At 70.6% G+C, this 16144-nt stretch carries 13 protein-coding genes; 8 read left to right on the top strand and 5 right to left on the bottom strand.

The window, feature by feature from the left end; translation table 11 throughout:
- Positions 1–98 precede the first annotated feature (98 nt).
- Both IEY61_RS00170 and IEY61_RS00165 read left to right on the top strand, forming a co-directional pair.
- Positions 99–1022, top strand: coding sequence for a cyclase family protein (locus tag IEY61_RS00170; protein WP_189040150.1), 924 nt, complete (start codon positions 99–101; stop codon positions 1020–1022).
- 236 nt (positions 1023–1258) lie between these two features.
- The gene (locus tag IEY61_RS00165) at positions 1259–1750 is read left to right on the top strand and encodes a hypothetical protein (RefSeq protein WP_189040149.1); all 492 of its coding nucleotides are present in this window, start codon (positions 1259–1261) and stop codon (positions 1748–1750) included.
- Positions 1751–1875: 125 nt separating this feature from the next.
- Here the strand turns inward: IEY61_RS00165 and IEY61_RS00160 are convergent, their stop codons facing one another.
- Positions 1876–2184: a hypothetical protein gene (locus tag IEY61_RS00160; RefSeq protein ID WP_189040148.1), complete on the bottom strand. Its 309-nt coding sequence runs from the start codon at positions 2182–2184 to the stop codon at positions 1876–1878.
- Between the two features lie 223 nt (positions 2185–2407).
- Between IEY61_RS00160 and IEY61_RS00155 the strand changes: the two genes are divergently transcribed.
- Complete coding sequence (locus IEY61_RS00155; RefSeq protein ID WP_189040147.1) at positions 2408–2602, top strand: helix-turn-helix transcriptional regulator; 195 nt, start codon at positions 2408–2410, stop codon at positions 2600–2602.
- A 97-nt stretch (positions 2603–2699) separates the two neighbouring features.
- Here the strand turns inward: IEY61_RS00155 and IEY61_RS00150 are convergent, their stop codons facing one another.
- On the bottom strand, positions 2700–3740 hold the full coding sequence (locus tag IEY61_RS00150) for a S66 family peptidase (protein ID WP_189040146.1): 1041 nt from the start codon (positions 3738–3740) through the stop codon (positions 2700–2702).
- A 381-nt stretch (positions 3741–4121) separates the two neighbouring features.
- Here IEY61_RS00150 and ppc point away from each other — a divergent pair, with 381 nt between their 5' ends.
- Entirely contained in the window at positions 4122–6908 is a 2787-nt protein-coding gene (ppc, locus tag IEY61_RS00145; RefSeq protein WP_189040145.1) for a phosphoenolpyruvate carboxylase, read from the top strand.
- 78 nt (positions 6909–6986) lie between these two features.
- Here the strand turns inward: ppc and IEY61_RS00140 are convergent, their stop codons facing one another.
- Positions 6987–7739: a DUF2076 domain-containing protein gene (locus tag IEY61_RS00140; protein WP_189040144.1), complete on the bottom strand. Its 753-nt coding sequence runs from the start codon at positions 7737–7739 to the stop codon at positions 6987–6989.
- Between the two features lie 236 nt (positions 7740–7975).
- Here IEY61_RS00140 and IEY61_RS00135 point away from each other — a divergent pair, with 236 nt between their 5' ends.
- Complete coding sequence (locus IEY61_RS00135; protein WP_189040143.1) at positions 7976–9157, top strand: DNA recombination protein RmuC; 1182 nt, start codon at positions 7976–7978, stop codon at positions 9155–9157.
- Between the two features lie 151 nt (positions 9158–9308).
- Positions 9309–12581, top strand: a complete 3273-nt coding sequence (locus IEY61_RS00130; RefSeq protein ID WP_189040142.1) for a S8 family serine peptidase — start codon at positions 9309–9311, stop codon at positions 12579–12581.
- A gap of 110 nt (positions 12582–12691) precedes the next feature.
- Here IEY61_RS00130 and IEY61_RS00125 read toward each other — a convergent pair whose 3' ends face one another.
- Both IEY61_RS00125 and IEY61_RS00120 read right to left on the bottom strand, forming a co-directional pair.
- On the bottom strand, positions 12692–13129 hold the full coding sequence (locus tag IEY61_RS00125; RefSeq protein WP_189040141.1) for a hypothetical protein: 438 nt from the start codon (positions 13127–13129) through the stop codon (positions 12692–12694).
- Between the two features lie 51 nt (positions 13130–13180).
- Entirely contained in the window at positions 13181–14158 is a 978-nt protein-coding gene (locus tag IEY61_RS00120) for a 4-hydroxy-3-methylbut-2-enyl diphosphate reductase (RefSeq protein WP_189040140.1), read from the bottom strand.
- Between the two features lie 155 nt (positions 14159–14313).
- Between IEY61_RS00120 and xseA the strand changes: the two genes are divergently transcribed.
- A complete protein-coding gene (gene xseA / locus IEY61_RS00115; RefSeq protein ID WP_189040139.1) occupies positions 14314–15546 on the top strand; it encodes an exodeoxyribonuclease VII large subunit in 1233 nt (410 codons plus the stop codon).
- A 363-nt stretch (positions 15547–15909) separates the two neighbouring features.
- Positions 15910–16131: an exodeoxyribonuclease VII small subunit gene (locus tag IEY61_RS00110; protein ID WP_189040138.1), complete on the top strand. Its 222-nt coding sequence runs from the start codon at positions 15910–15912 to the stop codon at positions 16129–16131.
- Positions 16132–16144 lie beyond the last annotated feature (13 nt).

Genomic DNA, 16144 nt, shown 5'->3' with positions numbered 1-16144 from the left:
GGTTCCTGTCGAGCTGACCACACAAACGGATCAGCGCGGCAACGATCCGCGTGACCGGACCTTGACGCCGGTTTGCGGCTGTGGTCGGCTGCCGAACCATGAGCGGGGATTTTCGGGCGCAGTTCGACGCAGAGGTCGCTTTCGCCAACGGCGGCGGCCTCAGTACCGAGGGGTTCCGGCTGGACATACCCGGCGACGCGATCCATGACGCCGACCTGGCAGCGCTCTTCGTTCGGCACCTCGGCCTGCTGATGGTGGCCGAGGTACGGATCACGAACAAGACGATCATCGAGGAAGCGCACAAGGGTGGGCGTGCCGTCGCCGCTTCCGCTGGTACGGCGAGCGGTACCGCCGGTCGGCGACTGATCGAGTTGAGCCATGTGATCAGTGACGGGATGACCACGCTGCCCGGCTGGCCGGCACCCCGGGTCACCGATTGGCTGACCCGCGAGGCGTCCCGGCAGCGCTACGCCCCGGGCACGGAGTTCCATGTGGCCCGAATCGACATGATCGCCAACACCGGCACGTACCTGGACACTCCCGCGCACCGGTACGCCGATGGCGCCGACCTGGCCGACACCGCGCTGGACCGCCTCGCCGACCTGCCCGGCATCGTGGTGCGGCTGCCCGCCGGGACCCGCGCCGTGGACCGTCTGCTGCTGGCCCCGTACGACGTCGCCGGGCGGGCGGTGTTGCTGCACACCGGCTGGGACATCCACTTCGGCACCGAGCGGTACGGCGCGCCGGAGGCGCCCTACCTGACCGGTGACGGCGCAGAGGCTCTCGTGGACGCGGGTGCCGCCCTGGTCGGCATCGACTCGATCAACATCGACGACATGAGCCCAGCGGCCGGGGGCGAGCGACCCGCGCACAGCGCCCTGCTGGCCGCCGGCATCCCGATCGTGGAACACCTCACCGGGCTGGCCGCGTTGCCGCCCGACGGTTTCCGCTTCACCGCCGCCCCGCCCCGGGTGGCCGGCATGGCCACCTTCCCCGTCCGCGCGTACGCCACCGTCGACTGAGAGCGAGACAGGTGACCACTCCGCCACCCGGATTCCCGCCGCACTCTCCCTACGGCGACCAACCGCCGGGAAACCCCCGCGGGTCGGCCGGCCCCTACCCACCGGGAAGCTTCCCCCCGCCGGGAGGTCACCCGCCGTCGGGGGGCCACCCGCCGTCGGCGCCCCTCGTCCGGCGCATCCCCGAGGACCAACCCTTCGTCGTACGCCCCAACATCACCAAGCGTGGCCTGACCTTCTTGGGCGTCGCGCTGCTGCTCATCGTGCCGATCGCCTGCTGCATCGGGGCCGGCGTCATGGGTTCGGCCGATAGCGGGAGCGGAGCGCTCCTCGGCTTCCTGGGCTTGCTCGGTTGCCTGCTGGCCGTGATCTGCCTGCCGCTGGGCATCCAGCTGTGGCTGATCGGCTCCGGCGGTCCGGTGCTGGCGCTGGGCCCGGCCGGGCTCTGGATCCGTACCCGGCCGACCCGGGGCCAGGCGATCTGGCTGCCCTGGGAGGGCATCGCACAGATTTCGCGCCGCCGGTGGAGCCTGGAGAAGATGCTGGTCGTCAAGCCGCGCGACACGCGCGCCCTGCAGAACCTCGGCGCGTACACGGCGCTGGACAGCGCGGGTTTGAGCGCCTTCTACGGTTCCGGGCTCGTCGCCACACTCAACTTCGCCGACAAGTCCGAGGCAGAGATCCTGGCGGCCGTCGCCCACTTCAGCGCCGGCCGTTGCCCCCTCGTCTGACCGTCGCGCGGGCCCCGTCCGGGCCACGTTCAAGGTCAACTCCAGATACGCGATGTTGCGGTATCCACCGGCAGCGGACACCGCAACATCGCGCAAGTGGAGTCGATCTTGGTCTCGGTGGGCCGTCAAGCGGCTCGGGTCGAGCCTGGACCGAGCCGGCGTACCAGCCGCTGGGACAGGTGGGCCAGCGAACGAGACTGGGCCAGGTCGATCGGCCAGCGTTCGGCGTCCGCGCCGGCGGACAGCTCGAGCAACAGGCCGGACGGCGGAGTCGGGCCGACGTCCATCCGCCACAGGCCGATCCTGACCTGGATCACCTCATCGCCTCGCACGGCCGTACCGATGAGACGGGACAAATGCAGGTCGTTGCGCCCGGCACAGTCCGAGCCGCGCAGGCACCACGGCGGGTGGGCAGCGTTCGATAGGTTGCGCATGGGCCGGGGCTCCTTCCCGGTCAAGGCCCGGGAGAACGGAGCGCCACCTCCGCCCCGGGCCGTCCTACGTCACAGGGTCATGCCCTCGACGCGTCCAAACACGCACCGAGGGCGGCGGTCACCTTTGCGACCATCGTGACCACATCAGTTTTACTTGCCACTTCGGCACCGTCAAGTAGGCAAGTGGCTAAGTGGCAACCCGTGGTCTGCCTACGGTCGCGGCGTGAGACTTGCCGCGCTGGCCGACGTAGCCGAGATGCTCGGCGGCGTGTCACGCACGCGCGCCACGGAGATCGTTCGCAGGCCGGGCTTTCCCGAGCCGATCGACGTGGTCGGCAACGGCCGGATGCGGATCTGGGACCGAGACGCGGTCGAGGCATGGATCAAGCAGAACCGCCCGCACCAGCACGCCGACTAGCGCCACCTGGTCAAGGCGATAGCGTGCGCCAGAGCAAACCGACACGCGGCAAGCATGTGGCGGAGGTCGAGCATCCGGCGGCAGTTGATGATCAACGTCAGTAGCGCACCGAGATGCGGCGTTCGGCCGCGTCGATGCGGACCTCGCCGCCGTACGGGATAATCAGTTGCGGGTCGGTGTGGCCCAGGTCGACGTCGAAGACCAGCACCGTGTCGGGTGCGTACTCGGCGAAGGCTCGGGTGACGGCGGCGCGCTGCTCCCGGGCGTACGCCCGCTTCTCGTCCGGGGTGAGTCGGCGGCCGAACTCCCAGGCCTTGGCGCGACCGACCAGCGCGGCGGGGAAGGTGGCGAGCAGGCCGCGCTCGCCGAGGTTACGCAGCATCCGGTAGACCTCGACGGCCGGCGGCAACTCCTCCGAGGTCTCCATCAGGAAGACCGAGCCGGCCAACGACGCCACCGGGGCGACCCGGTCGGCGGCGAGCAGCCAGTGCAGGACTTCCAGGTTGCCGCCCCAGGCAGGGCCCTCGACCACCGTTGCCGGGCCCTGCCACTGCCAGCCCGCACCGGGAAACATCGCCGGTTCTTCCGCCAGGCACCCGGGGTCGTTCCAGTCGTTCGGCTCGTCGCCCCACTCCGGCGCGGAAGTCAGGTCGTACCAGTCGGCGGTGAACAGGGCGGCGCGCAGCGAGTCTGCGGTCAGCGGGTGCAACGCGCCGGGCCGGCCGAGGTGCACCAGCACCGACCCGCCGTGGTAGCTCACGATGCCCAGCCGGTGCAGGTGATTGAGCACGTTGGTGTTGTCCGAGTAGCCGAAGTAGGGCTTCGGATTGGCCCGTAGCACCTCGTCGTCCAGGTGGGGTGTGACCGTGATCAGGTCGTCCCCGCCGACGGTGGCCAGGACGGCGGTGATTGTCGGATCGGCGAAGGCGTCGTTGAGGTCCCGGGCCCGGTCGCGTGGGTCGGCACCCATGATCCGAGTGGTCGGATACTCCACCGGCTCCAGGCCGTACTCTTCGCGCAGCCGGCGCAGCCCCAGCTCGTACACGTGCGGGAAGAGACCCGGCAGGCCGGCGGAGGGTGAGACGACCGCGACCCGGTCGCCGGGTCGCGGCTTCGGGGGATAGATCAACGATGTCATGCCGCAACGCTATCGACCGCCACCAGCGCTTTTGGGCGGCAGAAGGGCCGAAAGGCCACGCGGGCCGGCGACCGCGGTCAGCGACGCCGGCCAGCACGGTCGGCACCCGATTGGTGATCGGCATGGTGCCGGCATCGTGGGATTGATCACCGCGACGCGGGTACGCGGTCGGCGCGCCACCGCCCACCCGGCGCGCCACCGCCCGTCCCACCAGCGCTGACACCTCATCGACGGCGGGCACCCGGTGGCCGGGATGTTAAGAGGGGACCCCTCCTATACAAAAGGCGATAACAAGGGGCCCCTCCTTACATCCGGTCGGGCGTGGATACGATCAGGGCAGTCGGACAGCGCTGTCCTTCGTACTCACGTGAGGAGCGCATGGTGACCGACCAGCACGATCACGACGGCCCGGACGCCGCCCTTCGCGCCGACATCCGCCGCCTCGGCACCCTGCTCGGCCAGACGCTGGCCCGCCAGGAAGGGCGCCCTCTGCTCGACCTCGTCGAGGAGATCCGCGCCCAGGTCCGTACCGACGCGCCGGCCGCCGCCCGCCGGCTGGGTGGGCTGGACGTGACCACCGGCACCAAGCTGGCCCGCGCCTTCTCCACCTACTTCCACCTGGCCAACATCACCGAGCAGGTGCACCGGGCCCGCGACCTGCGCCGCCGCCGCGCGGTGCACGGTGGCTGGCTGGACCAGGCGGCCAAGATGATCTCCGAGCGCGGGGTGCCGGCGGAGGAGATCGCCGCGGTGGCCCGCCGGTTGGCGGTACGCCCGGTCTTCACCGCCCACCCGACCGAGGCGGCCCGCCGCTCGATCCTGTCCAAGCTGCGCGCGATCGCCGACGAGTTGGACGCCGAGACGGCCAACGCGATCCTCTACGGCGCCAGCGACGAGGGCCCGGCGAACCGACGGCTGGCCGAACTGCTCGACCTGATGTGGCAGACCGACGAGCTGCGGCTGGACCGGCCGGACCCGACCGACGAGGCCCGCAACGCCATCTACTATTTGCGCGATCTCTACGCCGAGGCCGCCCCGCAGGTGCTCGACGACCTGGCCGAGACGCTGCGCACCCTCGGCGTGGAGACCTCGCCGACGGCCCGGCCGCTGACCTTCGGCACCTGGATCGGCGGCGACCGGGACGGCAACCCGTTCGTCACCCCGACGGTCACCCGCGAGGTGCTGGTCATCCAGCACGAGCACGGGCTGTCCGCCACCGAGGCGGCGATGGAGGAGCTGATCAACGAGGTGTCGGTCTCCCGCCGGTTGCGCGGGGTGTCGCTGGACCTCTCCGCCAGCCTCGCCACCGACCTGGACGCGCTGCCCGAGGTGGCGCCCCGGTTCCGCCGGGTCAACGCCGAGGAGCCGTACCGCCTGAAGGCCCGCTGCGTACGCGCCAAGCTGGCCAACACCCGCGCCCGGCTGCGCCAGGGCACCCCGCACGTGCCGGGGCGCGACTACCGGGGCTCGGCCGAGCTGATCGCCGACCTGGAACTGCTGCGCGCCTCGCTGGCCCGCAACTCCGGTCAGCTCACCGCGGTCGGCCGGCTCGCCTCGACCATCCGTACCGTCTCCGCGTTCGGCCTGCACCTGGCGACAATGGACGTCCGCGAGCACGCCGAGAAGCACCACGAGGTGCTGGGCCAGCTGTACGCGGCGGTCGGTGAGGTCTCCGACTACCCGGCGCTGACCCGGCTGGAGCGCACCAAGCTGCTCGCCGACGAGCTGACCGGCCGTCGACCGCTGTCCACGGTGGACACCCCGTTGACCGAGAACGCCCGCAAGACGTTCGACGTGTTCGGCACCATCCGCGAGGCGCAGGACCGGTTCGGTGCCGAGGTCATCGAGTCGTACATCATCTCGATGACGCTCGGGGTGGACGACGTGCTGGCCGCAGTGGTGCTGGCCCGGGAGGCCGGGCTGGTCGACGCGCACAGCGGTCGAGCCCGGATCGGTTTCGTGCCGCTGCTGGAGACGCCGGCCGAGCTGAACTCCGGCGGTGAACTGCTCGACGAGTTGCTCTCCCTGCCCGCGTACCGCGCGCTGGTGGCCGCCCGGGGCGACGTGCAGGAGGTGATGCTCGGCTACTCCGACTCCAACAAGGAGGCCGGCATCACCACCAGCCAGTGGTCCATCCACCGGGCCCAGCGGGCGCTGCGGGACGTGGCCGCCCGACACGGGGTGCACCTGCGGCTGTTCCACGGCCGGGGCGGCACGGTGGGGCGCGGCGGCGGGCCGACGCACGACGCGATCCTGGCCCAGCCCTACGGCACGCTGGACGGCGCGATCAAGGTGACCGAGCAGGGTGAGGTCATCTCCGACAAGTACACGCTGCCCGCGCTGGCCCGGGAGAACCTGGAGCTGACCGTGGCCGCCGTGCTCCAGGCGACGCTGCTGCACACCGCGCCCCGGCAGCCGGCCGAGATGCTGGAACGCTGGGACGCGACGATGGACGTGGTGTCCGAGTCCGCGTTCCGGTCGTACCGGTCGCTGGTGGAGGATCCGGACCTGCCGGCGTACTTCTGGGCGTCCACGCCGACCGAGCTGCTCGGTGCGCTGAACATCGGCTCCCGGCCGGCGAAGCGGCCGAACACGGGTGCCGGGCTGGCCGGCCTGCGCGCCATCCCGTGGGTGTTCGGCTGGACCCAGACCCGGCAGATCGTGCCCGGCTGGTTCGGGGTCGGCTCCGGCCTAGCCGCCGCCCGCGAGGCGGGCCTGGCCGACGTGCTGGCCGAGATGAACCGCAACTGGCACTTCTTCCGCACGTTCCTGTCGAACGTCGAGATGATGCTGACCAAGACCGACCTCGGCATCGCCCGCCGCTACGTGGAGACCCTGGTCCCGAAGAAGCTGCACCCGATCTTCGCCAAGATCGAGGAGGAGTACGAACTGACCAAGCGGGAGGTGCTGGCGGTCACCGACTCGCCGGCGCTGCTGGAGAACTCCCCCGTGCTGCAACGCACCCTCGCCGTTCGCGACACCTACCTGGAGCCGCTGCACCACCTCCAGGTGGCGCTGCTGGGGCAGTACCGCGACTCCGGCGCCGCTGGCCGGGCAGTGTCCACCGCGCCCGGCGGCCGCCGCGCCCCCGGCGACGGCACCGCCCTGGAGCGCGCGCTGCTCACCACCGTCAACGGCATCGCCGCCGGCATGCGCAACACCGGCTGACGTGTAAGGAGGGGCCCCTTATTAACGCCTCGTGCATAGGAGGGGCCCCTTCTTAACACCTGCCGCTCGGACTGGGCGTCAGATGTCGAAGCCGCCGCCGAAATCGCCGCCGCCGAAATCACCACCGCCGAAATCACCACCGCCGAAGTCGCCGGCACCGGGGTCGCCGAAGTCACCGCCGCCGAAGTCGGCGCCGGTGGCGTCCATGCCGGCGGCCTCGGCACCATAGCCGGGGTCGCCGAACGACGGCGAGAAGAGCGCGTCGGCGATCAGCATGCCGCCGATGACGCCGGCACCGGCACCCAGTGCGGTCTTCCACCAAGGTGTCGAGTACCAGCCCGCCGGCACCGGCCGGCCCTGCATCCGCCCGCCGGGGTAGTAGTACGGCGTGTCCCGGCCCGGCTGCGGACCCGCCTTGAGCGTCTGGCCCTGCACATCGACCTGGCGCGGCACGGTCAGCTGCCCAGCACCGCTCGCTGCGGCCAGCGGCGGCAGGTCGGGCCCCGGATCGATGCCGAGCGCCACCCGGGCGGCCCGGATGTAGGTGAGGCCCTCGATCGCGGTCTCCCGGGCCAGCCGGTATTGCGTGACGCTGCGCGCCTGCTCCAGCTGCGAACCGGCGGCGTGGTAGCGCTCCGCGGCGTCGGCCAGCGCCTGGCGTACCGCCGGTTCCTCGCCGCTGAGGTTCATCACCTGTCCGCCGAGGCGCTCGTACCAGCGTCGCGCGTCGGCCTGCACGTCGGCGAGCTCACGCGCCGCACGCTGCCGCTGCCACCAGACCAGCCCGGCGACGAGCATCACCATCAGGAGTACGACCAGCAAAAGTTCCACATTTCAAACGTACCGACCCGATGCCACGGACCCACCTGCTCAGCCCATCGACAGTGTCACAAGATCGAAGGCAACGCGCCGTAGCCGAGCAGGAGCGCGATGACGGCGAGGCTCAGCCAGCTCAATCACCGCAGGTCCAGCTCAACCGAGTCCACCCGTCCGGCTTCCAGATCTGGACCACTCAACGCGTACGGCCTGTCGCGGCGTCACTCGGTGGTGTTTGGCAAGCTCGTGGCGTGGAGTTCACGACACTGGCAGTTGTCGTCGTCTGCCTCGGTGCCGGTGGCGCGGTGGGCTGGTTCGCCGGCCGAGCCCGCGCGGCGACCGAGATCGCCCGGCTGGACGCCACCCTGCGCGCCACCCGTGACGGCGAGGGCCGGCTGGAGCAGTCGATGCGGGCGCTCACCTACGAGGCGACGGCCCAGTCGCAGGAGGCGGTCGCCCGGGCGGTGGCCCCGCTGCACGACACGCTGCGCCGCTACGAGCAGCGGGTGGCCGAACTGGAGCGCGACCGGGTCGACGCGTACGCCGAGCTGCGTGAGCAGGTGCGCTCGATGAGCGCCGTCTCCGGCGAGCTGCGTACCGAGACCAAGCAGTTGGTGGCGGCGCTGCGCGCACCGCAGGTACGCGGCCGGTGGGGTGAGCACCAGCTGCGCCGGATCGTCGAGGCCGCCGGCATGCTGGAGCACTGCGACTTCTCCGAGCAGGTCACCGCCGCCACCGACCACCAGACCGTACGCCCCGACCTGGTGGTCCGCCTGCACGGCGGGCGGACAGTGGTGGTGGACGCGAAGGCGCCGTTCGACGCGTACCTCACCGCGATGGAGGCGCGCGACGAGCGCGGCCGAAACACCCACCTCGACGCGCACGCGAAGCACCTGCGGGCCCATGTGGACGCGCTGGCCGCCAAGTCGTACTGGGCGGCGTTCGAGTCCACCCCGGAGTTCGTGGTGCTCTTCGTGCCGGCCGATCCGTTCCTGGACGTGGCGTTGCAGCGCGACCCGACGTTGCTGGAGCACGCCTTCGCCCGCAACGTGGTGCTGGCCACCCCGGCCACCCTGGTCGCGATGCTGCGTACGGTGGCCTGGTCCTGGCGGCAGGAACAGCTGGCCCGTAACGCGGTCGCCGTGCACACGCTGGCCCGGGAGTTGTACGCCCGACTGTCGACGCTCGGCGAGCACGTCGGCAAGCTCGGCTCCTCGCTCGGCGCGGCGGTGACCGCGTACAACCGGGCGGTCGGGTCGCTGGAGGCGCGGGTGCTGGTCAGCGCGCGCAAGCTGGCCGAGCTGGGAGTGTCCGACCGGGAGCTGCCCACGCCGGGGCAGGTGGAGCTGGCCCCCCGACAGCCGCAGGCTCCCGAACTGGTCGATGATTCCACACCGGACGATCGAATGCGGTCAACCGAAACGGCGCTCTGACCGGCGGATATGTGACAGTACGCATCACGCATATCACGAGATGGTCACAACGTACCGGTCGGTAGTGACATCGGCGGTCGGCACCCGAAGGATTTCGCTGACGCGTGCCCTGCATCTGGAGGGTGCCTGAGTTCTCTGGAGGAAAGAGAACGTGAGTAAACCCCGAAACCTGAGCCGGCGTACCTCCGCCGCGCTCTTCGCCTCGGTCATGGCGGCCAGCGCCGTGACCGTGGCGGGCGGTGCCGCCACCGCAAGCGCCGCTCCCGCCGGCTCCGACCCCGCGCAGGTCACCCCCGCCGAGGCGCTCGGTCAGCACGACGCCAAGCTGCTCGCCGAGGCGGAGGCGAAGAACGCTCCCACCGTCACGATGATCGTCGCCACCGAGAAGGGCAAGGCGAAGGAGGTCGAGGGCGACCTCAAGGACCTCGGCGCCGCGGTCAGCGAACGCTACGACACCATCGGCTACGTGCTGGCCAAGGTGCCGACCAGCAAGGCGCTGAAGGCCGCCACCCTGCCCGGCGTCGCCGCGGTCGACCTGGACGAGAAGATCCAGCTACCCGACCCGAAGCCGGAGGTCGTCGCCGGCGGCAAGAAGGCCGAGAAGCAGGCCAGCACCCTCAGCGGCCCGGGCGCCAAGACGCCCGCCGACAACCCGTACATGCCGACCGGCGAGATCGCTGCGGTCAAGTTCGTCAAGCAGAACCCCAAGTGGGACGGCCGCGGCGTCACCATCGGCATCATGGACTCCGGTGTGGACCTGGAGCACCCCGCGCTGCAGAAGACCACCACCGGCGAGCGGAAGATCGTCGACTGGGTCACCGCCACCGATCCGTTCGAGGACGCCACCTGGCGCCCGATGATCACCCAGGTGACGGGCCCTTCCTTCACCGAGGCGGGTCGCACCTGGACCGCCCCGGCGGGCACCTACCGGTTCAACCTGTTCAGCGAGTCGATCACCGAGCGGAGCGAGCCGGCCGGTGACGTCAACCGCGACGGTGACAAGACCGACCGGTGGGGCATCCTCTTCGACCCGGCGACCAACAACATCTGGGTCGACACCGACCAGGACGGTGACTTCACCGACGAGGCCGTGATGCGGCCGTACAAGGAGAAGTTCGACGTCGGCTACCTCGGCACCGACAACCCGGCGACGCCGGTGGCGGAGCGGATGTCGTTCGTGGTCGAGTACCGCAAGAACGTCGACACCACGCCGCTCCGCGGCCCGGGTCTGGTCGACTACGTCAACATCGGCATCATCGAGAGCGCGCACGGCACGCACGTCGCCGGCATCACCGCCGCCAACAGCATGCTGGGCAACAGCGCGTTCAACGGTGTCGCCCCCGGCGCCAAGTTGGTTTCCTCCCGGGCCTGCTCGTGGGGTGGTGGCTGCACGTACGCCGCGCTCACCACCGGCATGGCCGACCTGGTGATCAACCGTGGGGTCGACGTCATCAACATGTCGATCGGTGGCCTGCCGGCGCTCAACGACGGCAACAACGCCCGCGCCACCCTCTACAACAACCTGATCACCACGTACGGGGTGCAGATGTTCATCTCGGCCGGCAACTCCGGCCCGGGCGTGAACACCATCGGCGACCCGTCCGCCTCGAGCAACGTGGTCAGCGTGGCGGCGAGCGTCAGCAAGGACACCTGGCTGGCCAACTACGGCTCGGCGGTCAAGAAGAAGAACGCCTTGTTCAACTTCTCCTCGCGCGGCCCGCGTGAGGACGGCGGCGCCAAGCCGAACATCGCCGCACCGGGTTCGGCGATCTCCACCACCCCGGTCTGGCAGGCCGGCAGCCCGGTCGCCGAGGCCGGCTACCCGCTGCCGCCGGGCTACAGCATGTTCAACGGCACCTCAATGGCCTCCCCGCAGGCCACCGGCGGCGCCGCGCTGCTGCTCTCCGCCGGCCGGGCGACCGACCAGGGAATCACCCCGGCCGCGCTGCGTCGGGCCATCTACAGCTCGGCCAAGCCGATCGCCGACACCCCGACGTACGCCCAGGGCTACGGAATGTTCGACGTGCCGGCCGCCTGGAAGCTGCTGCGCAAGAGCGTGGAGCCCAACGATTACACCTCGGACGCCCCGGTCTGCACGGTGCTCTCCGACCAGCTGGCCACCCCGCACCGTGGCACCGGTGTCTACAACCGCTGCGGTTCCGCCGACGGCGGCCACAAGGTCAACCAGTCGAAGTCGTACCAGGTCACGCTGACCCGGACCAGCGGCCCGGCCGGCAACATCAAGCACAACATCGGCCTGCGCGGCAACAACGGCACCTTCTCGGCGCCGAAGAACGTCACGCTGCCGCTGAACAAGGCCGTCACCGTCACGGTCACCGCCAAGCCGAAGACGGCGGGCGCGCACAGCACCATCGTGACCGTCGACGACCCGGCCACCAACACGATCGACTTCGAGGTCTCCGCCGTGGTGGTGGCCTCGAACGACGTCAGCAAGCCCAGCTTCGCGTACTCCGAGCGCGGCTCGGTGGACCGGAACAGCACCACGTCGTACTTCGTGACGGTCCCGCCGGGCGCCGGTGCGCTCCAGGTGAACCTCTCCGGCATCGCCACCGGGTCGCAGACCCGCTTCATCGCGATCAACCCGTGGGGCGTTCCGGTGGAGAGCACCTCCAGCCTGGCCTGCTTCACCAACTTCGCCAGCACGGTCGTCTGCGACTCGTTCGAGCGCGACTACGCCAACCCGATGCCGGGTGTCTGGGAGATCGAGGTGGAGTCGCGGCGGACCTCGCCGGCGCTGAACAACCCGTTCCAGCTTCAGGCGCGGGTCCAGGGCGTCGCGGTCGACCCGGCCGTGGTCGAGCTGCCGACGGTCACCGCCGGCTCCCCGAGCCCGGTGACCTGGTCGCTGAAGAACACCTTCGGTCCGGTCTCGGTGACCGGGCGCGGCGGCCCGCTGTCCAGCGTGCACGCCGAGCGGCCGACCATCGTCGAGCTGGCCCAGCAGGAGTACGTCGTCGAGGTGCCGGCGGGGGCGAGCAGCTTCACCGCTCGCATCGGCAACCCGTCGAACGCCAGCTCCGACCTGGACCTGTTCATCTACCGGGCCGGGCTGTCCGATCCGATCGCCTGGTCCGCCAGCGGCGGCTCGGAAGAGTCGGTAACCCTCAACAACCCGGTAGCAGGCACGTACCGGATTCTCGTGGACGCGTACTCGGTGGACGGTGCCGGCGGCAGCACCGAGTACGACTACCAGGACTCGTACTCGTCCCCGGCGCTTGGCACGCTCACGGCGTCGAGCGGCACCGCCACCCTGGTGCACGGGGCCACCGGCGCCATCTCGGGTACGGTGACCGCCCAGTCCGCCCCGGTCGCGGGCCGGAAGCTCGCAGGTGAGCTGGCCGTGGTGACCACCGAGGGCGCGGTCGTCGGTCGTGGCACCGTCTCCATCGGCGCGGTGAACTGACACCACCTGCACCGCACACAGGGAGCCCGTCCCCGGATCTCCGGGGGCGGGCTCCCTTTTTGTCCGTCGAGGTAGCCCTGGCCCTCCCGCAGTCCAGCGGGGTCAGCCGGTCAGGCGCGCTTGGCGGATTCCACCTGGAACGGAGTGCCCTGCTGGCAGGTGGTGAGCATGCCCGGCGCGGGTCGGCCGGTCACCGTCACCGTAGCGCCGGCGGTCAGCACCTCGCGGGGGCCGCCGAGCAGCAGGTACCCGTCGAGCAGCAGGCAGCCGGGCTCGACACCGGCCTCGATCCGGCCGGTCAGGGTCAGCTCGCTGGTCGCCGTCGGCATCGGTGGGCCACCCGGACGCTTCCCGGGCCGGCTGAGCGGCGCGGTCGGGTCAACCGGGTCGGTGGGCGACACGACGGGGCCGGTCGGATCCGGGGTGGGCAGCTCGGTCACGGGTGCTCCCGTCGGGGTGGCGAAGTCGTTCCCGGCGTCCTGACCGGCGCAGGCGACGAGCGCTGTGCAGACGAGCAGCGCAGCGGCGGCGATCCGAAGGGTCCTCATGCCTGCTCTGACGTGTTGGGCCGGTCAATCGTTCCCATTCGGCGAGGCTGATCAGGCGCGGGCCGCCTCGGCGGCCTTCATGTCGCGCCTGAGCTCCTGCGGCAGCGAGAAGGTGAGCCGCTCGTTGGCGGTCACCACTTCCTCCACGTCGGTGAAACCGCGCTGGGCGAGATGCGTCAGCACCTCCTGGACCAGATCCTCCGGCACGCTCGCACCCGAGGTGAGCCCCACCGTCCGCGCCTCGGCCAGCCAGGCATCGTCGATCTCGTCGGCGAAGTCGACCAGGTGCCCGGCGCGGGCCCCGGCGTCCAGGGCCACCTCCACCAGCCGTACGGAGTTGGACGAGTTGCGCGAGCCGACGACGATCACCACGTCGCACTCCGCCGCGATCTCCTTGACCACGTACTGCCGGTTGCTGGTGGCGTAGCAGATGTCGTCACTCGGCGGCGACTCGAGCATCGGCAGCCGCTTCTTGAGCCGGGCCACCGTCTCCATCGTCTCGTCCACCGACAGCGTGGTCTGCGACAACCAGACGACCTTGTTCGGGTCCCGCACGGTGATCCGGTCGACGTCTTCCGGGCCGTCCACCAGCTGAATGTGCTCCGGTGCCTCGCCCGAGGTGCCGATGACCTCCTCGTGACCCTCGTGACCGATGAGCAGAATGTCGTAGTCCTCGGCGGCGAACCGCTTCGCCTCCTGGTGCACCTTCGTCACCAGGGGGCAGGTCGCGTCGATCGCCTTCAGCGACCGCTGCTTCGCCTGCTCGTGGACCTCGGGTGCCACACCGTGCGCGGAGAAGATCACCGTGGCGCCCTCGGGCACCTCCTCGTTCTCCTCCACGAAGATCGCACCCTTGGCCTCCAGCGTCTGCACCACGTGCTTGTTGTGCACGATCTGCTTGCGGACGTAGATGGGTACGCCGTAGAGCTTGAGGGCCTCCTCGACGGTCTGCACCGCCCGGTCGACGCCCGCGCAGTAACCGCGGGGCTTGGCCAGGAGCACGCGCTTGCCGGTACCGGAAGTCGTCACCCCCTCATCCTACGCGGGCCCACCGCGAACCCCCAGGTCTCCCCGTTGATCATGAGGTTGACGGCAGTGGTTGATCTCCACAGTGCCGTCAACCTCATGATCAACGGAAGGAGCTGTGGGCAGGACGAGGGCGGGGTGGGGCTTAGGGTGGAGGGATGAATGCGGGTGGGTCAGGGGCGGGGACGGCGCCGAGCACCTCGGAGGAGCCCTGGCCGGTGCGCGTGGTCAGCCAGAAGATCGGCGCCTGGGTGGCACGGCTGGGCTGGGTCTGGGTCGACGGGCAGGTGGCGCAGATCAGCCGCCGGCCCGGAGCGAGCACCGTCTTCCTGACCCTGCGCGACCCGTCGGCCGAGCTGAGCCTCACCGTCACCACCAACCGGGACGTGCTCGATGCCGGCGCCCCCGAACTGCGCGAGGGCGCCCGCGTCGTGCTGCACGCCAAGCCCGAGTTCTACGCGGCCCGGGGCACGCTCAGCCTGCGCGCCGACGAGATCCGCCAGGTCGGCCTCGGGGAACTGCTGGCCCGGCTGGAAAAACTCAAGAAGCTGCTCGCCGCCGAGGGACTCTTCGACCGGGCCCGCAAGCGCCGGCCACCGTTCCTGCCACAGCGGATCGGGCTGATCACCGGCCGGGCCAGCGCCGCCGAACGGGACGTGTTGACCAACGCTCGCCGCCGCTGGCCGGCGGTGGAGTTCCGGACCGTGAACGTGGCCGTCCAGGGCCCGGGTGCCGTGCCACAGATCGTGGACGCGCTCAAGGTGCTCGACGCCGACCCGAGCATCGACGTGATCATCCTGGCCCGGGGCGGGGGCGGCATCGAGGACCTGCTTCCCTTCTCCGACGAGGCACTGTGCCGGGCCGTGTACGCCTGCCGCACGCCGGTGGTCAGCGCGATCGGCCACGAGACGGACGCACCGCTGGTCGACTACGTGGCCGACGTACGCGCGTCGACGCCCACCGACGCCGCCAAGCGGGTGGTACCCGACCTGGCCGAGGAACTGCGCCTCATCAACCAGGCCCGGCACCGGCTGCACCGGGCCGTGCACAACCTGGTCGACCGCGAGACACACCGGATCGACGCGCTGCGCTCGCGGCCGGTGCTGGCCCGTCCGCAGCTGATGATCGAGCAGCGAGCCGGCGACCTGGCCGCCCTGCGCCAGCGCGCCGAGCGCTGCCTGACTCACCGGCTCGGCGCCGCCGACGACGAGCTGCGACACACCCTCGCCCGGCTCCGCGCGCTGTCACCGGCCGCCACCCTCGACCGCGGCTACGCCATCGTGCAACGCCCTGACGGCCACGTCGTCCGCGCTGCAACCGAGGTCACCCCCGGCGACCCGCTACGGCTGCGCCTGGCCCAAGGCGAACTCTCCGCCACCGTCAACACCTGACCCCCACCCGCCTGTCGCCACGGCACGCCCCAGCGGGGTTGGGGCATGCGGGGCTGGCCCCGACACCGATTGGCCAACCCGGATGCGGGCCGACCGGCATGATCGTGCTCGTTCAACGATCGGGTGGTATCCAACGCCATTCGAGGCCACTCGATCCTGGAACGAGCGTGATCATAAGTGCGCGGGCGCGGGCGTTGCGCGCCGCTGCCGGTCTTCACGCACACGAGGCGCTCGAAGAGACCGCGATCTTGCACTTTTTGTCGGGACGAATGTGGACAGAGAGCGCGAATCGGCGACCAGAAGTGCAAGATCGCGGGTGTGGGGCGGGCAGGGTGGGGCGGCGGGTGTGTTGAGATGGGGGTGATGAGTGATGGAGAGAGCGGCGGGCCGGACGAGCGGCTCAGCTATGAACAAGCCCGGGCCGAGCTCGCGTCGGTGGTGGAGCGGCTGGAGACCGGCGGCACGTCGCTGGAGGAGTCGCTGACGCTCTGGGAGCGCGGGGAGACGCTGGCGGCGATCTGCCAACGCTGGCTCGACGGTGCCCGGGCCCGCCTCGACGCCGCCCGCCAGGAAGCAACGGACTGAGCCCAGACACGAG

The sequence above is a fragment of the Micromonospora sonchi genome (genome assembly GCF_014646235.1).
GTDB lineage: Bacteria > Actinomycetota > Actinomycetes > Mycobacteriales > Micromonosporaceae > Micromonospora > Micromonospora sonchi.
The sequence above is the reverse complement of the archived record's forward strand: the minus strand, read 5'-3'. Positions and strand labels throughout refer to the sequence as shown.